The sequence below is a fragment of the Amorphoplanes digitatis genome (genome assembly GCF_014205335.1).
GTDB classification, from domain to species: domain Bacteria; phylum Actinomycetota; class Actinomycetes; order Mycobacteriales; family Micromonosporaceae; genus Actinoplanes; species Actinoplanes digitatus.
This window is the reverse complement of record NZ_JACHNH010000001.1, coordinates 7,137,086-7,154,696: the sequence shown is the minus strand read 5'-3', so window position 1 is coordinate 7,154,696 and position 17,611 is coordinate 7,137,086. Positions and strand designations below refer to the sequence as shown.

The following is a 17,611-nucleotide window of genomic DNA, read 5'->3' as shown; positions in this document are numbered from 1 at the left end:
CGCGGTGGTATTCGGCGCCGAGGGCCGGGCCGACCCGGGGCTTTGTGTCGAGGTCATCGACGTCTGCCGGTTGGTATCGCCTGCCGATGCATCGGCGGTTATGGTGCCTCTTGGGCGCCCACGAGGCGCCCCGCTACCTCCCCTTCGAAAGGTTCCTGATGACCCTTCCCGCAGGCGTTTCGCGGCGCGGCGTGCTTGCCGCCGCCGCTGCCGGAGTCGCCGTTCCCCTCGTCCTCGGCGATTCCGCCGAGGCCGCGCTCGCGCACGGCCACGGACATGGGCCCGCTCCGAAGACGTACGACCTCACCGTGCTCGGCACCTCCGACACGCACGGCAATGTCTACAACTGGGACTACTACAAGGACCTGGAGTACGACGACAGCGCGCACAACGACATCGGCGTGGCCAAGCTCGCCGGGCTGGTGAACCAGATCCGGGACGAGCGGCGGGGCAAGGCGACGCTCGTGCTCGACGCCGGCGACACGATTCAGGGCACGCCGCTGGCCACGTACTACGCCAAGCAGGAGCCCATCACCACGACCGGTGAGCGGCACCCGATGGCCCGGGCCATGAACGTGTTGCACTACGACGCCGTCACCCTGGGCAACCACGAGTTCAACTACGGACTGCCGCTGCTCAACCTCTGGATCCGCCAGCTCGGTTTCCCGGCGCTCGCTGCCAACGCCGTCGACGTTCGTACGGGCCGGCCGGCCTTCACGCCGTACGTGATCAAGAAGGTCTCGCTCGGGCACGGCGCGCCGACGCTGCGGGTCGGGATCCTGGGTCTCACCAACCCGGGCGTGGCCATCTGGGACCGGGCCAACGTCGAGGGCAAGCTGCGCTTCGACGACATGATCGCGACCGCCGCGAAGTGGGTGCCGATCATGCGGGCCCGCGGCGCCGACATCGTGCTGATCTCCGCGCACGGCGGTGACAGCGGCACCTCGAGCTACGGCCCCGAGCTGCCCAACGAGAACCCGAGCGCGCTGATCGCCGAGCAGGTGCCGGGCATCGACGCGATCCTGTTCGGACACGCGCACGCCAACGTTCCGCAGCGCTTCGTGACCAACGCCGCGACCGGCGCGCAGGTGCTGCTCGCCGAGCCGTCGAAGTGGGGCCAGCGGCTCGCCCGGATGGACTTCACCCTGACCCGCGACCGTGGCCGGTGGACCATCACCGAGAAGAAGTCGGACCTGCTGAACACCAACACGGTTGCCGAGGACCCTAAGGTGCTCGCGGCGGTGCGAGCGCAGCACGCCAAGACGGTCGCCTACGTGAACCAGGTCGTCGCCACGTCCACCGAGGAGCTGTCCGCGGCGGAGTCGCGCTACAAGGACACGCCGATCCTGGACTACATCAACAAGGTGCAGACCGACACGGTGACGGCGGCGCTGGCCGGCACCGCGTACGCGGCGCTGCCGGTGCTGTCGATCGCGGCGCCGTTCAGCCGTACCGCGGTGTTCCCGAAGGGCGACGTCAAGATCAAGGACGTGGCCGGGCTCTACATCTACGACAACACCCTCGAGGCCGTCGTGATGACCGGTGCCGAGGTGCGGGCGTACCTGGAGTACTCGGCGAAGTACTTCGTGACGCTGCCGGTCGGCGCGACGCCGGACCCGGCGACGCTCAACGACCCGAAGGTGCCGGACTACAACTACGACGTGTTCTCGGGCGTCGACTACGACATCGACATCAGCCGGCCGGTCGGCGACCGGATCACCCGCCTGGAGATCGCGGGCGCGGCGGTGGCGGCGGACGCGCAGTTCGTGGTGGCCGTGAACAACTACCGGCGCAGCGGCGGCGGCAACTTCCCGGGCATCGTGAAGACCCAGGTCTACAACGCGCAGCAGGAGATCAGGCAGCTGCTGATCGACTGGGCGCAGGCCAAGGGTGAGATCAACCCGGCGGACTTCTTCGCGCCGAACTGGCGGCTGGTCCGCGAGGGCGTCCCGGTCTTCTGACCCTCAGGTAGACGGCAGGTGCCGTCGTGATGCACCCCCCGGCGCACCACGACGGCCACCCGCCCACCCCAGCAGGTCCATGCACCAGCGGGGACAATCTCGGCGGCGCCCCGGATCAGTCCGCGGTCCGGGACACCCAGTTGCCGTCGGAGTCCGCGGTTAGCGTGAGCGTCGCGGTGCGCCCATCGTTGAGGCTCAACCGGCACAGGTACTCGCGCATGCCGTCGGCGCGGCGCTCGGCGATGGCCCGGCACTCGGCCTTGGTCGCGGTGATGTTCGCCTTCTGGAGCTGGCCGTCGTGCAGGATGGCGTCCTCGACCGCCGCGAGCCGCTGACCCTCACGGATGTCGGTGAAGAGCGGCACGGCGACCACCGCGCCGACCACGAACCAGATGAACGAGGAGGCGGCGAGCGTGACCAGGAACGTGACCCAGTAGGGCGCGGTGCTGTTGCGCCCGCGCCGGGCGTCGGCGGCGCGGCGGCCCGCGGAGATCACCCCGAGGACCCAGAAGAGCAGGGTGAACACGGTGACGGGCCAGACCGCCGGCGGATGGGAGCGCGAGGCGTTGCGCATCTCGTCCGGGAACGGAACCAGCAGGCTGCCGTGCTCGGTCGCCGGCTGCGCGGGCGCCGCGGGCGCGGGGGTGGTGCTCACCTGGGCGGTGGCCGCCCATGGGGGAGAGGTCGGGTACGCCGAGGGCGGCGCGGACGCGCCGGCCTGTGCCGGAGCACCCGCCAGGGCGTAACCGGCCGGCGCACCCGCCGGGGCGTAACCGGCCGGCGCACCCGCCGGGGCGTAACCGGCCGGCGCACCCGCCGGGGCGTAACCGGCGGGAGCACCCGCCGGGGCGTAACCGGCCGGCGCGCCGGCCGCGTGCATGCCGGGCTGCGGGTGACCGGCCGCCGGGGGATACGGGCCGAGCCGGGCGGGGCCGCTCGCCGGGAGCGACGGCGCGACGGCCGGCGGGTAGGCGGCATCCCCGCCGTGGCGGTGGACGCCGTGCCGCCGCAGTCCGCTCGTCTCCGGGTAGCCGTCGTCCTCCGCGGCGTCGCCGCCGGCGGCCGGCGCCGTCACCTCGGGCGCGTAGGCGGTGGCGGCGCCGCCCTGGTGATAGCCGGCCGCCTCGAGGGTCAGTTGCGGGTACGGCACCGGCTCGGGAAAGGAAGCCGCGCCCTCCTGCGGGTACGCCACAGCCCGGTACCCGTCGGCCGGGTGGGCCGCGGGAGGGGAGGAGTCCGCCGGCGCATAGTGATCCGGTGCCGGCGGGTACTGTGCGTAGCCCGTGGCGAACTGCGGATACTCCTGTGTGCCGTAGGGATCCTGCGAGGTCATGCGGAGCCTTTCCGGTAGCGGCTCGGGAGCAATGCCGTGCCAGTGGCCCACCTCATCGGCCCGCGGCCGCTGGAGTTGAGCACTCCTGCCCCCGTAGCGCGCACCACCGGCCGATCGGCCAGTCCGGCCTGTCCGCCCCGCCCCGCTTGGCCCCGCCCGGCCCTGGCCGGGGACGCCGTCAGGTGACCGGCGCCACCGCCACCTGCATCTCGGTGATCCACTTACTCAGGTCGTCCATCGGGCAGTCCAGGTAGATCTCGCGGGCGTACCCGCTGCCGACCGTCTGGTAGCCGCTGTCGTCGATCCAGTTCGCGATCAGCTGGCCGGTGCGGAACGCCTCCGACATCGGGCCGTGGTGCAGCAGGGTGGCGGCCCGCTCGACGGCCGGCAGGTCGACGACCTGGAAGCCCGGGTCGGCCGGCACGTCGCCGGTGATCGGGAATGCGGCGTGCACCGTGATCGACTCGTCGCCCGGGCCGTGCGGGTCGGGCAGGTAGTAGGCCATCGGCGGACCGCTGATCGTCACGCCGCCGCTCTCCAGCCGCTCGATGAGCTGCGGATAAAGCGGGCTGAGCGCCGTGGTGATGTCCGGCCCGTCATAGCTGGACGCGGGCGCCGACAGCTCCGCGACGCGTACCGCCGGGATGTTCTTGAGGATGACGTCCCCGGTGTCCATGTGTCCCTCCGTCTCGATCATTCGCAGACGCGCGTCGACCAGGGCCAGCCGTGCGGTGCCGGCGGCCATCTCCTCGGCGAGCTGGGCCCGGCGCAGGCGCAGCATGCCGCGCAGCTCGCCGGGGTCGACCTTCTCGTCGATCAGCACCTGGACCTGTTGCAGGGTGAAGCCGAGGTCCTTGAGCGCGATCACCCGGTTGAGCAGGGGCAGCTGCGCGGCGGTGTAATACCGGTAGCCGCTGAACTCGTCGACGCGGGCGGGGCGGATCAGGCCGATCGCGTCGTAGTGGCGCAGCATGCGCACCGACACGCGGCCCAGGGCGGCGAAGTCTCCGATACCGAACATGTTCTCCTCACCCTCGCGCCTGACACGGTGTGAGGGTCAAGCGCTCAGTTGGCGGTGAGGTTGCCGGCGCCTTCGCCCTCGGGCGGCTTGGTCGGCTCGGTCGTCGCCGGCGTGGTGGGCGGGGTGGTCGAGGTCGGCTCGGTCGCCGGCGGGCTGGTCGGGTCCGCCGTCGGCGTCGCCGAGGTGGTCGCGGAGGCCGTGGCGGACGCGGTCTTGCTCGGCGGCGTCGTGCGGTTGGACCGCGGGTTGTTGCCGTTCGGCTGGTTCTGGTTGCGGGTCGGCGCCACGGTCGGCTCGACGGGCTCCTCGGACTCCTCCGGGTCGACGCTGGGTGCGACCGGCACGACGCCCTTGTCGGACGGGCCGGAATCGGCGCCGGTGCGCTGCATGGCGATCGCCAGGGCCAGCCCGCCGGCCACGACGAAGAGCCCGATCACGGTGAGCAGCACGGCGAGCTCGTTCCACGACCGGCCCCGCCGGCGGGGGAACGTCTCCGGCGCCGCCGGCGCGGCCTCGAGCAGGTTGCGCTGCCCCGGCAGGATGCGGCCCGGCGCGGCCGGGCTCATCGGCCGGGTGAGCGCCGTCCCGGTCATCGAGGCGCCCAGCGTGGTGCCGGCCGACGTGGGTGCCAGCATCGACGGGCGGCGCAGGGTCGTCCCGGTGATCGAGGCGCTGGTCTGGCCGCGCCAGTCGAGCGATCCGGACGCGGCGAGCGCGGCGTCGGCGAACTCGGCGGCGTTGGCGAACCGGTCGTCCGGGTGCTTGGACATCGCGCGGCTGATCAGCTCGCGCACCGCGGGCGGCACGACGTTGGCCGGCAGCGGCTCCGGATCGTCCTCGAGGTGACGCAGCGCGACCTGCAGGGCGTTGTCGCCGTCGAACGGCGGGTGCCCCGCGATGCAGTGGTATGCGACCGCGCCGAGGGCGTAAACATCGGTTGCCGGGGTGACGTTGCCCTTGGCGACCTGCTCGGGCGCCATGTAGAGCGCCGTGCCGACGATCGCGTTGAGGCCGGTCACGCTGGTCACGGCGGCGGAGCGGGCCACGCCGAAGTCGACAAGGATCACGGTGCCGTTGGGCTTGACGATCAGGTTGCCGGGCTTGACGTCGCGGTGCACCGTGCCGTTCTCGTGGGCGGCGTGCAGGGCGTCGCCCGCCTGCGCCACGATCGACATGGTCTCGGCGACGCCGAGGCGGCCCTGCTCCTTGAGCCGGGTGGAGAGCGGCTCGCCGTCCACATACGCCATCACGAGGTAAGCGCAGTTGTCCTCGTCGTGGGCGTCCCCGGCGCTGTAGTCGTAGACCTCGACGACGCCGGGGTGGCGGAAGGCGGCCATCATCCGCGCCTCGCCGTAGAAGCGGGCGGCGAACTCCGGGTCGGCGAGCATCGCGGTGCGCAGCACCTTGACGGCGATCGTGCGGCCGAGCACCACGTCGGTGCCACGCCACACGTCACCCATGCCACCGGTGGCGATGCGCTCGTCCAACCGGTAGCGGTTGTCCAGGAGACTTCCCGAACTGAGCACCAGCTGGACCTATCTACTCGGGTGTCGGGAGGGACGGAACACGACCTGCTCCGCCCGACCTGTTGGCCGGGCACAACTGTACAGATTCACGATGCTTCCCGGGGAGGTCGGTGGGTTGCGGAACGGACGCGATGATCATTCACCGGCGGGTCAGCGGCGGGACCGTCCGTCCGGCCGCGGAGTCGGTGATGAGCTGAGCCAGGCGCCGCTCCCGGGTGTCCTCCCGCTTTGCGCTGACCACCCAGTGTGTGGCCGCGCGGCGATAAGAGGCCGACTGCGCCGAGAACCACTCCCATGCCCCCTCCTCGCTCTTGAACCTCGCCGTCTGCCGTTCATCGAGAACAACGCCCGGTGGCTGCTCATATGAGTAGGCCGCCACCCGTTCGGGTTTGCGGTTCTCGAACGCCAGCAGGCCGGCCGGATGCATTTTGCCCGCCGCGGTCAACTCGGCGATCTTGGCGACGTTGATCGCGCTCCACACGCTGCCCCTGCGCCTGGGCGTGAACCGGACCTGGTGGCGGTCCTCGTCGATGCGCCGGCCGATGCTGTCGATCCAGCCGAAGCAGAGCGCCTGCTCGATGGCCTGGTGGTGCTGGACCGTCGGCCTGCCGGTGTGCTTCTTGTAGTAGCCGACGAACAGCTCGGGCGCGTCGGCGTGGTGCTCGGCGAACCAGGCGCGCAGCTCTGCCGCGTCGGCGAAGAACACAGGCTCCATGCCTGGAGCCTAGGCGCGGGGTGCGACAGGCGTTGACCGTCAGTTGTCGTACGCCGGAGTGGTGATCATGGCGGTCTCCGCCCGCTCCAGCTCCTCGTTCTCCGCCTGGCGCCGGAGCGCGGCCTGCGCCGTCGACGCGGCGGTCCAGCCCAGCGCTGCGCCGATCAGGCCGGCGCCGACGATCAGCCCCCACGGCAGGCCCGGCCGGCGCCCGGCCAGCGCGTTCGCGGCCAGGTTGGCCCGGGCCCACGCCTCGTCGCTCACCGCGTTGAGCGCGGTGCCGGCCCGGTCGGCGAGCCGGGAGGTGCGCCGGGCCGTCCGGTGTGCCAGCCTCGAGCTCCGCCGGCCGGCCCGGCCGGTGAGTCTCGACGCGTGCGCGCCCGCCGCCGACGCGCCGGTGCCGGCCAGGTCGGCGGTGTGCCGGCCGGCGTCCATCACGCCCTCGCCCGCGGTCGACATGGCCGACGACAGGTAGTCCCAGGCCTGTGCCGCGGTGCGTTCGGCGGTGTTCCTGCGAGAGAACATCTTCCCGTTACCTCCTGCGATCGCCGGACCGGCGTTGGGCGTCCTTCTGCCAGGTTGCCCCCTCCGGGCGGCGGGCAAACCCGTCGAGGCGGGAAACCGACATGCCGGTGAACGTCCGGAGACGCCCGAATCGCGGGCGCCTCGGCGGGATTAAACGGTGGACAGGGCTGGTTACGCTTTCTGCGGTTAAACACGTGGCACTCAGCCACCTGCCAGGTTCGGGCACTACGGTTCAAGGCAGTTTCACCGGACCCGACGGGGGTGGTCTCCGCTGCCCCCCGGATGAGGACGGCCCCGGTTCGGGCCGCCCTCGTTTCGAGGAGAAGACGCCTGGGGTATCCCGGGCGGGTGGAGGTATTGGCGTGACGCTGTCGATTACGACGTCGACGCTGCCCCTCGGGGTGGTGGAGATCTCACCGAGCGGCGAGATAGACGTCGAGAACGCGTACGAGATCAAGGAAGCTGTGGCGGAGCTGCTCGCCGCCGGACACCCCGAGCGCATCGAGCTCGACATGCACGCCGTGGCCTTCATCGACTCCGTGGGCATCAGTGCCCTGGTGGCCGCGTTCCAGCTCGCCAGCGTGAGCGGCGTGAAGCTGGTCGTCACCCGCCCCAGCCGGTTCGCACACCGTCAGCTGTGGGTCACCGGGCTGCTCGGCCTCTTCGGCGCCCCGGAGCCGTGCACCGATTGTCCGGATCCGTCCCGGCCGGCGCTCGCGTCCCGGCCCTGACAGTGGTCTCCGGCGGGATTGATGGTCCGGGTCCCGCCGGTCCCGGGACCGGGTTGAAAAAGGTTCGTTGTCTTAACCGTCTCTGAGGCGCTTGTCGGTACCCACGGCGGTACGGAATAGTGCCAATTCGTGGCGCTACTTCCGATGGGCACCGCCATCTTCAGGCGATATGTGCTGATCTGCGCCATCGGCCAGGGTGGCGTCTCGACCGTGTACTCCGCCGTCGACGCCCGCCGCGGCCGCAAGCTCGCGATCAAGGTGCTGGCCCCGAGCCTGGCGCACGACCGGCGGGCCCGCGACGACGTCCGCCGCGAGGCCCTGATCACCGATCGGCTGCGGCACCCGAGCGTGCCCCGCGTCTTCGAGTACGGCGAGGCGCCGCTGCCGGACGGCACGGTGGTCCCGTACGTGGTGTTCGAGCTGCTGGCCGGGGTGCCGCTGACCGAGCGGCTGGCCGGCGGCCGGCTGGACTGGCCCGAGGCCGTCCGGATCGCCGCGACGGCCGCCGACGTGCTGGCCGTGGCGCACCGCCGCGGCGTGGTGCACCGCGACCTGACCGCCCGCAACGTGATGGTCAGCGCGGGCGCCATCAAGATCATCGACTTCGGGCTGGCCACGGCCGCCCTGCGCGCCGGCGAACCCTCCGCGCCGCCGATCGTGGTGCGCGGCGACAACCGCAGGCCGCCCTCGCACCCGAAGACGGCGTTCGCCCGGCCCTCGGACGACGTCTACACGCTGGGCGTGCTGCTCTACGAGATGCTGACCGGCCGGTCGCCGTACCCGTCGGCGATCGCGGCCACGATCGTGGCCGCCGGCCGGGTCGCCCATCTGGCGCCGACCCCGGTCCTGACGATCCCGGGCCTCCCGCCGCAGCTGCGCGACCTGGTCCGCGCCTGCATGGCGAAGCGGCCCGACGACCGGCCCCGCAGCGTGGACGTCGCCCTGGCGCTCTGGCGGATCCTGGACGGCGTGCGCCTACCGGAGCCGAGCGTCAACTGATCGGGAGCCGCTAGATCGCCGGCGTCTGCACCACGATCGCCTCGAGGTTGAACGTCACGTCCGTCGCCTCGGCCGGCGACCGGATCGGTGTCACCACCGCGTAACCCTCGGCCAGCGCGGCCAGGTCCGTGCCCGGCTCGATCGGCTCGTCGGCGGCCTGCACCGCGGTGCGCACGTAGCCCTCGCCCGCCTCGGCGATGCTCATCTGCACCTGGCCGAACCGGGCCAGCCCGGCCCGGCGCAGCCCGCGGATCCCGTCCACGTGCAGGTCGGGCACGTTCAGGTTGAGCACGGTGCCGACCGGCGTGTGCGTCAGCGTGGGCAGCAGCTTGATCGCCAGGTCGGCCGCGCTGTCCCAGTGCCGCTTCTCGTCGTCGTCCTGGCCGGGTTCGCCGGCGGCCTGGCCGCCGTCCTCCGAGATGGTGTTGGCGGGGGTGAACACGTCCAGGGAGACCGCGAGCCCGTGCAGGCCCGCGTGGGACGCGGTGAGCGTGGCGCCGACCGTGCCCGAGTGCACGACGGACGCGCCCGCGTTCGCGCCCCGGTTGACCCCGGCGATCACGATCGTCGGCGGCGGCCCGAAGGCACCGCGCAGGGCCAGCAGCACGATGAAGGCGGGCGACGCGGCCACCCCGTACGCGGGGACGTTCCTGACCCCGGTCAGCTCGCGCCGCTGCACGACGATCTTGCCGTTCTGCTCGACGGCCGTGATGGCGGCGCCGCTGCCGCTCGCCTCGGTGAGCGGCGCGGCGACGACGATGTCGAGGCCCTGGCGCGCGGCGGCCCGGGCCAGGTGCCGGAGCCCGGGCGAGTCGATGCCGTCGTCGTTGGTGATCAGGATTCGTGGCGTCATGCCGGCACCTTCGTGTCGAGGGGCGTCAGTCTCACCCGTTCGGTAAGCACCTGGACCGCGTCGTAGCGTCCGGTGCCGAGCCCGTGGCGGGTGACGTTGAGGGCCCCGGCGGCGGCGCCGGTACGCACGGCGTCACACGGCGTACCACCCTGGGCCAGCACCGCCGCGATGCCGGCGGTCATCGAGTCGCCCGCGCCGCGCGGCTCGGTGGCGATCATCCTGGGCATGTCCACCTCGTACATCCGGTCCTCGATCAGGGCCAGCGCGCCCGCGTCGCCGCGCGAGACCAGCGCCATCGCGGCGCCGTCGTCGTGCAGCCCGTGCAGCGCGCCGGCCAGCGAGTCGGTGGTGTCCTCGGTGGCCCTGCCGTCGCGCAGCAGCTCCTCGTGGCTCACCTTGACGACGTACGGCCGGGCCTCGAGCGCGGCGCTGAGGTGCGCGCCCGACAGGTCCACGATGACCTTGCAGCCGTTGGCGCCGAGGTCGGTGGCGAGCCGCCGGTAGACCTCGGCGGGCACCACCGAGGGGTGCGCGGGCCCGCCGAGCACGGCGATGCCCGCCCGCAGCCCCTCGGCCAGCGCGATGCTGTACAGCTCGTCCATCTCGTGCCGCGACAGCGGCTGGCCGGGATCCTCGGCGAGCGCCGTACGCTCGCCGCCGCGCCGGTCGTGCACGTACCAGCCGGTGCCCCAGCCGCGCCTGATGGTCTTCAGCGTCACGCCCTGGAACTCCAGCAGCGGCTCCAGCACCTGCCCGACCTCGCCGCCGACGGCCGCGCAGAGGGTGACCTGCGCGCCGAGCAGCGTGATCATCCGGGCCTGCCAGACGCCCTGGCCGCCGGGGTGCACGTGCAGTTCGGCGCGGTCGTTCTGCTGCTCGAGCGTCACGGTCAGCTGGGGCGCGGGCACGAACACCATGACGCCTCTGTGGCTCATGTGACCAGTCTCGCGGACGGTACGCCCCAGCCGGGCCGGATCGGCGATTTAGCCGGCCGGGGCCGTGGTCACCGGGCGATGCCCTCGGTCAGCTCCTGCACCGCGCTGATCAGGTCGGGGCGCCGGCGCATCAGGTCCTCGAGACGGACCCGCCACCTGGCGACCTCGACGTCCTCGACGGCGTGCTCGTCGCTGTCGCTCTGCACCGTCGCCGTGAGCATCCGCTGGCGCGTGTTGGCCAGTTCGCCGTACCAGTCGGTGCCGAGCTTGCCGAGCATCTCGGTGGCGAGTGCGCCGTACTCCGAGCCGCCCGCGGCCCCGACGAACGCGCGTGCGCCGTCCCAGGCGACCTTGGGCTGATGGATGACGGTCCTAGCCATGGCGTCCCCCCGCGATTTGGCGTCATCGAGGAGTCTAGGCAGCTCACGGCCGCCCTCGTGTGGCTTCGCCGCGGTTGCTACCAGCCCGCCGGCGTGCAGGACCCGCCGGTGGTGACCGGCTCGACCTGGAGGGTCGCGTGCTCGATCTCGAACTCGTCGTGCAGCGCCTCGCGGGCGGTGGCCAGCACCGTGCCGAGTTCGGCCGTCGGCTCGAGGCGCAGGTGCGCCGAGGCCACGTCCATGCCCGAGGTGAGCGTCCAGACGTGCAGGTCGTGCACGTCGCGCACGCCGGGAACGGCCGCGAGCCGGTCGCGCACCACCGTGACGTCGAGGTGCGCGGGCGCGGCCTGGACCAGGATGCGCACCGCCGAGCGCCCGAGGGCGAACGTGCGCGGCAGGATCATCAGCGCCACGATCACGGCGACGATCGGGTCCGCGTACGACCAGCCGGTGACCGCGATGATCCCGGCCGCGATGATCACGCCGACCGAGCCGAGCAGGTCGCCGACCACCTCGAGGTACGCGCCGCGCACGTTCAGGCTCTCCTTGGCGCCCGAGCGCAGCAGCAGGAACGCGACGATGTTGACCACGAGGCCGCCGGTGGCGACCAGGAGCATCGGCCCGGCGGGCACGTGCGGGGGATCGGCGAAGCGGCGCACCGCCTCGATCAGCACATAGACCGCGACGCCGGTCAGCAGCAGGGCGTTGCCCAGGGCGGCGAGCACCTCGAGCCGGTAGAGCCCGAAGGTGCGCTGGGAGTCCACGCCGGCCCGGCCGGCGGCGGTGATCGCGGCCAGCGCCATGGCGATGCCCAGCACGTCGGTGAACATGTGCCCGGCGTCGGAGAGCAGCGCCAGCGAGCCGGTCAGCAGCGCGGCGGCGGCCTCGGCCAGCATGAACGTGGCAAGTAGTCCGGCCGCCCACCAGAGGCGGGACCGGTGCCGCTCGCCGGCGCGCAGCGCCTGGCCTCCGTGGTCGTGCCCGGCTCCCATGGGCCTGCCTTCCAACGCTCCGCCGAACCTCGGCAAATATATGTTCACATCGCTATGTATGCAAGTTGAACTCGGTTGCCATTGCCGGGGTACAGGGTGACGACAGACCGAACCCGCCTGGAAGGAATTGCTCGTGTCCAGACGTATTCTCGCGCTCGTCACCGCGGCCGCACTCGCGGTCGTGGCCGGTGCCACCCCCGCGGGTGCTACTCATCGTTCCCCGGGCCCGGCCACCATCGCGCTGCCCGACGGCTTCCAGCCCGAGGGAATCGCGATCGGCGCGGCACCGTACGCGTACTTCGGTTCCCGGGTCGACGGCGACATCTACCGGGCCGGCCTGCGCACCGGCCGCGGCGAGGTGATCAGCCAGGGTCCCGGCACGCCCTCGCTCGGCCTCAAGATCGACGGCCGCGGCCGGCTCTTCGTCGCCGGCGGCAACGGCGGCGACGCCCGCGTGCTGAACGCCGCCACCGGCGCGGTGCTCAGGTCATACACCCTGCAGACCGTCCCGGCGTTCATCAACGACGTGGTGCTCACCGGCGGCGCCGCCTGGTTCACCGACTCGAACAACCCGGTGCTCTTCCGGCTCGCGCTGGGCCGCGACGGCGGCCTACCGGCCGCGGCGACCCCGGTGCCGCTGACCGGCGCCATCGTGCACCAGGCCGGCATCAACGCGAACGGCATCACCGCGACGCCCGACGGCCGCGGCCTGATCATCGTGCAGTCCGGCACGGGCAAGCTGTTCCGGACGTCGTACGCGGGCGTGACCACCGAGATCGACCTGGGCGGCGAGTCCGTGCCGGGCGGCGACGGCATGCTGCTGCGCGGCCGCACGCTCTACGTCGTGCAGAACCGGCTCAACGTGATCACCCGGATCCAGTTGGACCGGCGCGCCACCCGGGGCGAGGTCGTCAGCCGCACGACCGACCCGCGCTTCGACGTGCCCACCACCATCGCGGAGTACGGCAAGCGCTTCTACCTGCCGAACGCCCGCTTCACCACGCCGCCGACGCCGACCACGCCGTACACGGCCGTCGCGGTGCCGCGGCCCTAACCGCCCGTCCTGGTCCAGTCGCGGGTGCCCACCGTCGTGAGGCGCTGGGTCGCCCGCGACAGGGCCACGTACAGGGTGCGGGTGCCGCTGGCGTCCGTGGCGATCTCGGCCGGCTCGACGAGCACGACCGCGTCGTACTCCATGCCCTTGGCCTCCAGCGCGGTCACCACCTGGATCCGCTCGGGCAGCCCGGCCACCCACCGCGCCATCTCGTCGCGCCGCGGCACCGGTGTGATCACGCCGATCGTGCCGTCCACATCGGAGAGGTGCTTCTCCGCGGACTCGCGCACCGCGTCCGGTAGCTGCGCGGTGCCGACGACCAGGTCGACCGGCTCGACGCCGGTGCTGCGCACCGCCGAGGGCAGCGGCAGGTCCGGCATGATTGTGCGGATCACCCGGGCGGCCACCGCGAAGATCTCCGACGAGTTCCGGTAGTTGGTCGTCAGGGAGTAGCTGTTGCGGCGCCGCGAGCCGAGCGCCCGGTCGCGCGAGCGGTCCAGCTCCTCGGGGTCGCCGGACCAGGCCGTCTGCGCCGGGTCGCCGACGATCGTCCACGACGCGTACGCGCCCCGGCGGCCGATCATGCGCCACTGCATCGGCGACACGTCCTGCGCCTCGTCGACGACCACGTGCGCGTAGTCGCGGTAGTCCTCGTCGCGGACCACCTGTGCGCGCGCCGCCGCCTGCCGGTCCGCGAACGTGCTGACCTCCTGCACCCCGTCGCGGACGTGGAACGGGTTGCCCTTCTTGCGCTGCGGCTGCCGAGGGCGGCCCATCAGCTCGTCCAGCTCGTCCAGCAGCGCCACGTCGGAGATGGTCGGGCCGTCCGCGGCCAGGCCGTCGAACGAGCCCTGCAACAGCGCGATCTCCTCGCGCGACAACAGCCCGTTCGCGTACGCCCGCAGCCGGGCCGGCTCGGCCAGCCAGCGCAGCACCCGCATCGGGGTGAACCGCGGCCACCAGGCGCGCAGGAAGTCCCGGAAGTCGCCGCGGTCGGCCAGCTCGGCCTCGAACTCCCGCTTCTCCGGCAGGTTGCGGACCGAGCCCTTGGCCTGCGCCCAGAGCGCGTCGAAGATCCGGTCGAAGCCGGTGCCGCGCACCTCGTTGCGGCGGGCGCCGCGTGGCAGCGCCTTGCGCCGGATCCGGTCCAGGTCGCCGGCGTCCAGGCGCAGCAGGGCGCCGTGGTAGAGCAGCCGCAGCTCGGTCGGGCCGCCCGGCACGGCGTCGTGCGAGGCCCGCTCGAGCACCCGGCGCATCCGCAGCGAGCCCTTGAGCGCCGCCACGTCGGTCGGGTCCGTGCGGGCGGCGTCGTAGCCCGCGACCAGCGAGCCGAGCGAGCGCAGCGTCGCGGTGTCCTCGCCGAGCGACGGCAGCACCGTGGCGATGTAGTTGACGAACACCCCGGACGGGCCGACCACCAGGATGCCGCCGCCGGCGAACCGGCTGCGGTCGGCGTAGAGCAGGTACGCCGCCCGGTGCAGCGCCACGGCGGTCTTGCCGGTGCCGGGGCCGCCGGTCACGATCGTCACGCCCGAGGCGGGCGAGCGGATCGCGTCGTCCTGCTCGCGCTGGATGGTCGCCACGATGTCGCGCATGCCGCGCCCGGTGGCCTTGGAGAGGCTGGCCAGCAGCGCGCCGTCGCCGACCACCCGCATGTCCGCGGGCGCGGCCTCGGGATCCAGCAGGTCGTCCTCGATGTTGGTGACCCGCTCACGGGTGGACTGGATCATCCGGCGCCGGACCACGCCCAGCGGGTCGGCCGGGGTGGCCCGGTAGAACGCCGCCGCGGCCGGCGCACGCCAGTCCACCACCAGCGACTGCGAGTTCTCGTCGCGGATGCCCATGCGCCCGACGTAGTGCACCGCGCCGGTGCCCAGGTCGAGGCGGCCGAAGACGAGGCCCTCGTACTCGGCGTCCAGGGCGTGCCGGCGCCGCGCGCGGTGGTAGACCATCGCGTCGCGCTCGACCAGCGCGCCGAAGGTGCCGACCCCGGCGAGCTGGTAGCCCTCCTTCTCGGCCCGGGACGCGTCCTTGCGCAGCTCGGCGAGCCGGGTGTAGACCCGGTCGACGTGCTCCTGCTCGACCGCGATCTCCTGCTGCAGAACGGTGGCGTCGCTCAAGTCGGTTGTGCTCCCCGCTGGTGTTCCGCGTGCTGACGCCGCCCGGCACCGGCGCCAGGGGGCAATCGAACTTACTCCTGCCGCGGTACCCCCGTCGACGTCGGCACGCCCGCAAACGCTTGACCTGGTAAATCGGGGCTCAGGCCGCCTGGTCGTAGCCGATACGGGGTTCCCGGCGGCGTTTCGCCGGTAGCCTCTTGGCGGCGCGTGCCGCCACGGCCAGCACCGCCGCGGAGACCTCGAAGGGGCGCTCCATCATCAGCATGTGGCCGGCGCCCGCGAAGACGGTCAGTTCGGTGCCCGGCAGGGCGTCGGCGATCGACTCCGCGCACGGCGGCGGGGTCAGCCGGTCCCGGTCACCGACCAGGGCGGCGGCGGGCACGTCGCCGAGCGCGGCGAGCGTCTCCAGCCGCTGCTGTGCGCCGACCGAGGCGCGGAACCCGCCGATCGACCGCAGCGACGCCCACCCGAACGCCGACATCGTGATGTCCAGGTCGGCGGACCGGTAGCCGTCGCCGAAGAGCAGCCAGCGCACGGCGGGGCGCAGGGCCGGCAGCATCGCGCGGTGCGGGCGCCACACGCCGAGCCGGGCGAGCAGCCCGGCGCCGGTCGTCTCGGCGGCCCGCAGGATCGAGGTGAGCGCGGTGGGCAACCCGTAGCTGGTGTGCGTCGCGCCCTCGGCCGTCGTCGACACGAAGACCAGGCCGGCCACCCGGGCCGCGAACTCGTCCGGGTGGGAGTCGGCGTACTCCATGATCGTCATGCCGCCCAGCGAGTGGCCGACCAGCACGATCGGGCCGTGCGGCGCGTACACCCGCAGCACCTCGGCCAGGTCGTCGCCGAGCTGCCCGAGGGTCGCGGCGTGCCGCCGGGTCGCCGAGGACCGTCCGTGCCCGCGGGCGTCGTACACGATCACCCGGGCATCGGTGGCCTCAAGGGCGCTGAGCTGGTAATGCCAGGTACGCCGGTCGAGGCACCAGCCGTGCAGCAGCACGACGGTCACCGGCGCGTCCGCCGGCCCGCTCGTCTCGACGTTCAACCGGACGCGGTCTGGAAGCATGAGCTTCGAGCGCTCGGGCATGGGCACCTCCGTGTTTCGCACGGCCCCCGTCGTACCCACGGGTAATAAGCATCACTCGTGATTTCCGGAATTGCCACTGGCCATCCGGATCTTGCGCTGAACGGTCGTTCGGGATAATCGTACGGCTCGGGTGATGTAGCTCGCATACGCTGTCGGTAGCCCGTCACTCGTAGAGAATCTGACGCATGACGGGTATCTCACCTGGTGACAAGGCGACCCGGGTGGCGGTTTCGACCGCCCCGGTCAGCACCGCACCGGCTCGCATCGTCCGGCCGGCGGACGCGCTGGCGGCGCTCGTCGCCGGCAACCGCCGCTTCGTCAGCGGCCGTCCCGAGCACGGCCACGACGTCGCCGCCGCCGCCGCGTCATCGGGCGGGCAGCTGCCGCACGCGGTCGTGATCGGCTGCATCGACTCGCGGGTGCCGCTCGAGGCGATCTTCGACCAGACGTTCGGGTCGATCTGCGTGGTCCGCTCCGGCGCGCACGTGGTGGATCGCGCGGTGCTCGGCTCGGTCGGTTTCGCCGTCTCCGCGCTCAAGGTGCCGCTGGTGATGGTGCTGGGCCACGTCCGCTGCGGCGCGGTGGACGCGACGATCGCGGCGCTGCGCGCGGGGGAGCGGCCGGAGGGCGACGTCGGCTACCTGGTCGACGAGATCGCACCGGCGGTGCACGCGGTCGGCCTGGACGACCCGGACGTCGCCGCCAAGGCGATGCGCGCGCACGTGACCCGCACGGTCCGGCGCATGCGCGACGTCACCGGCGTGGCGGACGCGATCGCCGAGGGCCGGGTCGCGGTGGCCGGCGCGGTCTACGACCTCGACACCGGCTGGGTCGACCTGCTGCCCTGATCAACTTGTCTTGATCTTCGGCAATTGCAAAAAGGCGCTCCCCGGGCGGTCTGCCCGGGGAGCGTCCCTGTGTCGTCTGGCTCAGCCGCCGAAGACGCCGGCGTCCTCGAGGCGCTTCTCGGTCGTGCCCCAGCCGTGAGCGGGGAACGACTCGTTGAGCGAGGCGAGCTCGGCGCGGATCTTGGCGCCGTGCCCGGCGGTCGCGAGGGTGCGGATCTCCTCGACGAAGGCGTCCGAGTCGGTGCGCAGGTGGTGGGTCTTGCCGTTGGTGAGGTTGCGCACGTAGGCGAAGCGGCCCTCGGCGAGCGGGATGAGGTACTTGAACTCGCCGAGCACGCTCAGCGCGTCGCCCTTACCGGCCTGGCCGGCGCGGACTGATGCGCGGGCGGTCTTAGAGGTGTTGCTCGCCACGGCGGTACTCCTAGCTAAATGATTCTCGGCAAAGTTTGTCGGCAGAAAATGCCGCAGCAAGCCTACACGACCCCGGCACGGCCGCACCGCCGGAGCCGGTTCGGCCGTTAGGTCAGGTGTGCCGGT

The 17,611-nt window shown here is 72.4% G+C and carries 17 protein-coding genes; 5 read left to right on the top strand and 12 right to left on the bottom strand.

What is annotated here, in order from left to right:
• The first annotated feature begins 158 nt into the window (after positions 1-158).
• Positions 159-1,961: a bifunctional metallophosphatase/5'-nucleotidase gene (locus BJ971_RS31340; RefSeq protein WP_184996751.1), complete on the top strand. Its 1,803-nt coding sequence runs from the start codon at positions 159-161 to the stop codon at positions 1,959-1,961.
• Between the two features lie 115 nt (positions 1,962-2,076).
• Here BJ971_RS31340 and BJ971_RS31335 read toward each other — a convergent pair whose 3' ends face one another.
• The 5 genes from BJ971_RS31335 to BJ971_RS31315 all read right to left on the bottom strand — a co-directional run bounded on the left by BJ971_RS31335 (position 2,077) and on the right by BJ971_RS31315 (position 7,081).
• Positions 2,077-3,294 carry a hypothetical protein gene (locus BJ971_RS31335; protein ID WP_184996750.1) on the bottom strand — a complete coding sequence of 406 codons (1,218 nt, stop codon included), beginning with the start codon at positions 3,292-3,294 and terminating at the stop codon, positions 2,077-2,079.
• A 178-nt stretch (positions 3,295-3,472) separates the two neighbouring features.
• Positions 3,473-4,315, bottom strand: coding sequence for a MerR family transcriptional regulator (locus BJ971_RS31330; protein WP_184996749.1), 843 nt, complete (start codon positions 4,313-4,315; stop codon positions 3,473-3,475).
• A 44-nt stretch (positions 4,316-4,359) separates the two neighbouring features.
• Positions 4,360-5,841, bottom strand: a complete 1,482-nt coding sequence (locus BJ971_RS31325) for a serine/threonine-protein kinase (RefSeq protein WP_184996748.1) — start codon at positions 5,839-5,841, stop codon at positions 4,360-4,362.
• A 139-nt stretch (positions 5,842-5,980) separates the two neighbouring features.
• Positions 5,981-6,556 carry a YdeI/OmpD-associated family protein gene (locus BJ971_RS31320; protein ID WP_184996747.1) on the bottom strand — a complete coding sequence of 192 codons (576 nt, stop codon included), beginning with the start codon at positions 6,554-6,556 and terminating at the stop codon, positions 5,981-5,983.
• Between the two features lie 39 nt (positions 6,557-6,595).
• Complete coding sequence (locus BJ971_RS31315; RefSeq protein WP_184996746.1) at positions 6,596-7,081, bottom strand: hypothetical protein; 486 nt, start codon at positions 7,079-7,081, stop codon at positions 6,596-6,598.
• Between the two features lie 362 nt (positions 7,082-7,443).
• Between BJ971_RS31315 and BJ971_RS31310 the strand changes: the two genes are divergently transcribed.
• The gene (locus tag BJ971_RS31310; protein WP_184996745.1) at positions 7,444-7,812 is read left to right on the top strand and encodes an STAS domain-containing protein; all 369 of its coding nucleotides are present in this window, start codon (positions 7,444-7,446) and stop codon (positions 7,810-7,812) included.
• Between the two features lie 129 nt (positions 7,813-7,941).
• Positions 7,942-8,811, top strand: coding sequence for a serine/threonine-protein kinase (locus tag BJ971_RS31305; RefSeq protein ID WP_184996744.1), 870 nt, complete (start codon positions 7,942-7,944; stop codon positions 8,809-8,811).
• 10 nt (positions 8,812-8,821) lie between these two features.
• On the opposite strand, the gene surE is transcribed toward BJ971_RS31305, so the two are convergent.
• The 4 genes from surE to BJ971_RS31285 all read right to left on the bottom strand — a co-directional run bounded on the left by surE (position 8,822) and on the right by BJ971_RS31285 (position 11,971).
• Positions 8,822-9,664 carry a 5'/3'-nucleotidase SurE gene (surE, locus tag BJ971_RS31300; protein WP_184996743.1) on the bottom strand — a complete coding sequence of 281 codons (843 nt, stop codon included), beginning with the start codon at positions 9,662-9,664 and terminating at the stop codon, positions 8,822-8,824.
• Positions 9,661-10,599, bottom strand: a complete 939-nt coding sequence (locus BJ971_RS31295) for a 1-phosphofructokinase family hexose kinase (protein WP_239087899.1) — start codon at positions 10,597-10,599, stop codon at positions 9,661-9,663. The genes surE and BJ971_RS31295 overlap by 4 nt, the downstream gene beginning before the upstream one ends.
• Before the next feature lie 68 nt (positions 10,600-10,667).
• Complete coding sequence (locus BJ971_RS31290) at positions 10,668-10,979, bottom strand: hypothetical protein (protein WP_184996742.1); 312 nt, start codon at positions 10,977-10,979, stop codon at positions 10,668-10,670.
• 77 nt (positions 10,980-11,056) lie between these two features.
• Positions 11,057-11,971 (bottom strand): cation diffusion facilitator family transporter, encoded by a 915-nt coding sequence (locus BJ971_RS31285; RefSeq protein ID WP_184996741.1) that lies wholly within the window; start codon positions 11,969-11,971, stop codon positions 11,057-11,059.
• A gap of 133 nt (positions 11,972-12,104) precedes the next feature.
• Between BJ971_RS31285 and BJ971_RS31280 the strand changes: the two genes are divergently transcribed.
• Positions 12,105-13,025 carry an SMP-30/gluconolactonase/LRE family protein gene (locus BJ971_RS31280; protein ID WP_184996740.1) on the top strand — a complete coding sequence of 307 codons (921 nt, stop codon included), beginning with the start codon at positions 12,105-12,107 and terminating at the stop codon, positions 13,023-13,025.
• Here the strand turns inward: BJ971_RS31280 and BJ971_RS31275 are convergent.
• Both BJ971_RS31275 and BJ971_RS31270 read right to left on the bottom strand, forming a co-directional pair.
• Positions 13,022-15,145 (bottom strand): HelD family protein, encoded by a 2,124-nt coding sequence (locus BJ971_RS31275; protein ID WP_184996739.1) that lies wholly within the window; start codon positions 15,143-15,145, stop codon positions 13,022-13,024. The genes BJ971_RS31280 and BJ971_RS31275 overlap by 4 nt on opposite strands.
• A gap of 139 nt (positions 15,146-15,284) precedes the next feature.
• Positions 15,285-16,226: an alpha/beta fold hydrolase gene (locus tag BJ971_RS31270; protein ID WP_184996738.1), complete on the bottom strand. Its 942-nt coding sequence runs from the start codon at positions 16,224-16,226 to the stop codon at positions 15,285-15,287.
• Positions 16,227-16,411: 185 nt separating this feature from the next.
• On the opposite strand from BJ971_RS31270, the gene BJ971_RS31265 reads away from it, so the two are divergent.
• Positions 16,412-17,074: a carbonic anhydrase gene (locus tag BJ971_RS31265; RefSeq protein WP_184996737.1), complete on the top strand. Its 663-nt coding sequence runs from the start codon at positions 16,412-16,414 to the stop codon at positions 17,072-17,074.
• Between the two features lie 81 nt (positions 17,075-17,155).
• Here the strand turns inward: BJ971_RS31265 and BJ971_RS31260 are convergent, their stop codons facing one another.
• Positions 17,156-17,485, bottom strand: coding sequence for a hypothetical protein (locus BJ971_RS31260; protein ID WP_184996736.1), 330 nt, complete (start codon positions 17,483-17,485; stop codon positions 17,156-17,158).
• Positions 17,486-17,611 lie beyond the last annotated feature (126 nt).

Bases quoted from the DNA above. Each gene is read 5' to 3' on its own strand.
- surE (WP_184996743.1), bottom strand. From the start codon at position 9,664: ATGACGCCACGAATCCTGATCACCAACGACGACGGCATCGACTCGCCC.
- BJ971_RS31290 (WP_184996742.1), bottom strand. From the start codon at position 10,979: ATGGCTAGGACCGTCATCCATCAGCCCAAGGTCGCCTGGGACGGCGCA.
- BJ971_RS31285 (WP_184996741.1), bottom strand. From the start codon at position 11,971: ATGGGAGCCGGGCACGACCACGGAGGCCAGGCGCTGCGCGCCGGCGAG.
- BJ971_RS31270 (WP_184996738.1), bottom strand. From the start codon at position 16,226: ATGCCCGAGCGCTCGAAGCTCATGCTTCCAGACCGCGTCCGGTTGAAC.
- BJ971_RS31265 (WP_184996737.1), top strand. From the start codon at position 16,412: ATGACGGGTATCTCACCTGGTGACAAGGCGACCCGGGTGGCGGTTTCG.
- BJ971_RS31315 (WP_184996746.1), bottom strand. From the start codon at position 7,081: ATGTTCTCTCGCAGGAACACCGCCGAACGCACCGCGGCACAGGCCTGG.
- BJ971_RS31340 (WP_184996751.1), top strand. From the start codon at position 159: ATGACCCTTCCCGCAGGCGTTTCGCGGCGCGGCGTGCTTGCCGCCGCC.
- BJ971_RS31295 (WP_239087899.1), bottom strand. From the start codon at position 10,599: ATGAGCCACAGAGGCGTCATGGTGTTCGTGCCCGCGCCCCAGCTGACC.
- BJ971_RS31330 (WP_184996749.1), bottom strand. From the start codon at position 4,315: ATGTTCGGTATCGGAGACTTCGCCGCCCTGGGCCGCGTGTCGGTGCGC.
- BJ971_RS31335 (WP_184996750.1), bottom strand. From the start codon at position 3,294: ATGACCTCGCAGGATCCCTACGGCACACAGGAGTATCCGCAGTTCGCC.
- BJ971_RS31320 (WP_184996747.1), bottom strand. From the start codon at position 6,556: ATGGAGCCTGTGTTCTTCGCCGACGCGGCAGAGCTGCGCGCCTGGTTC.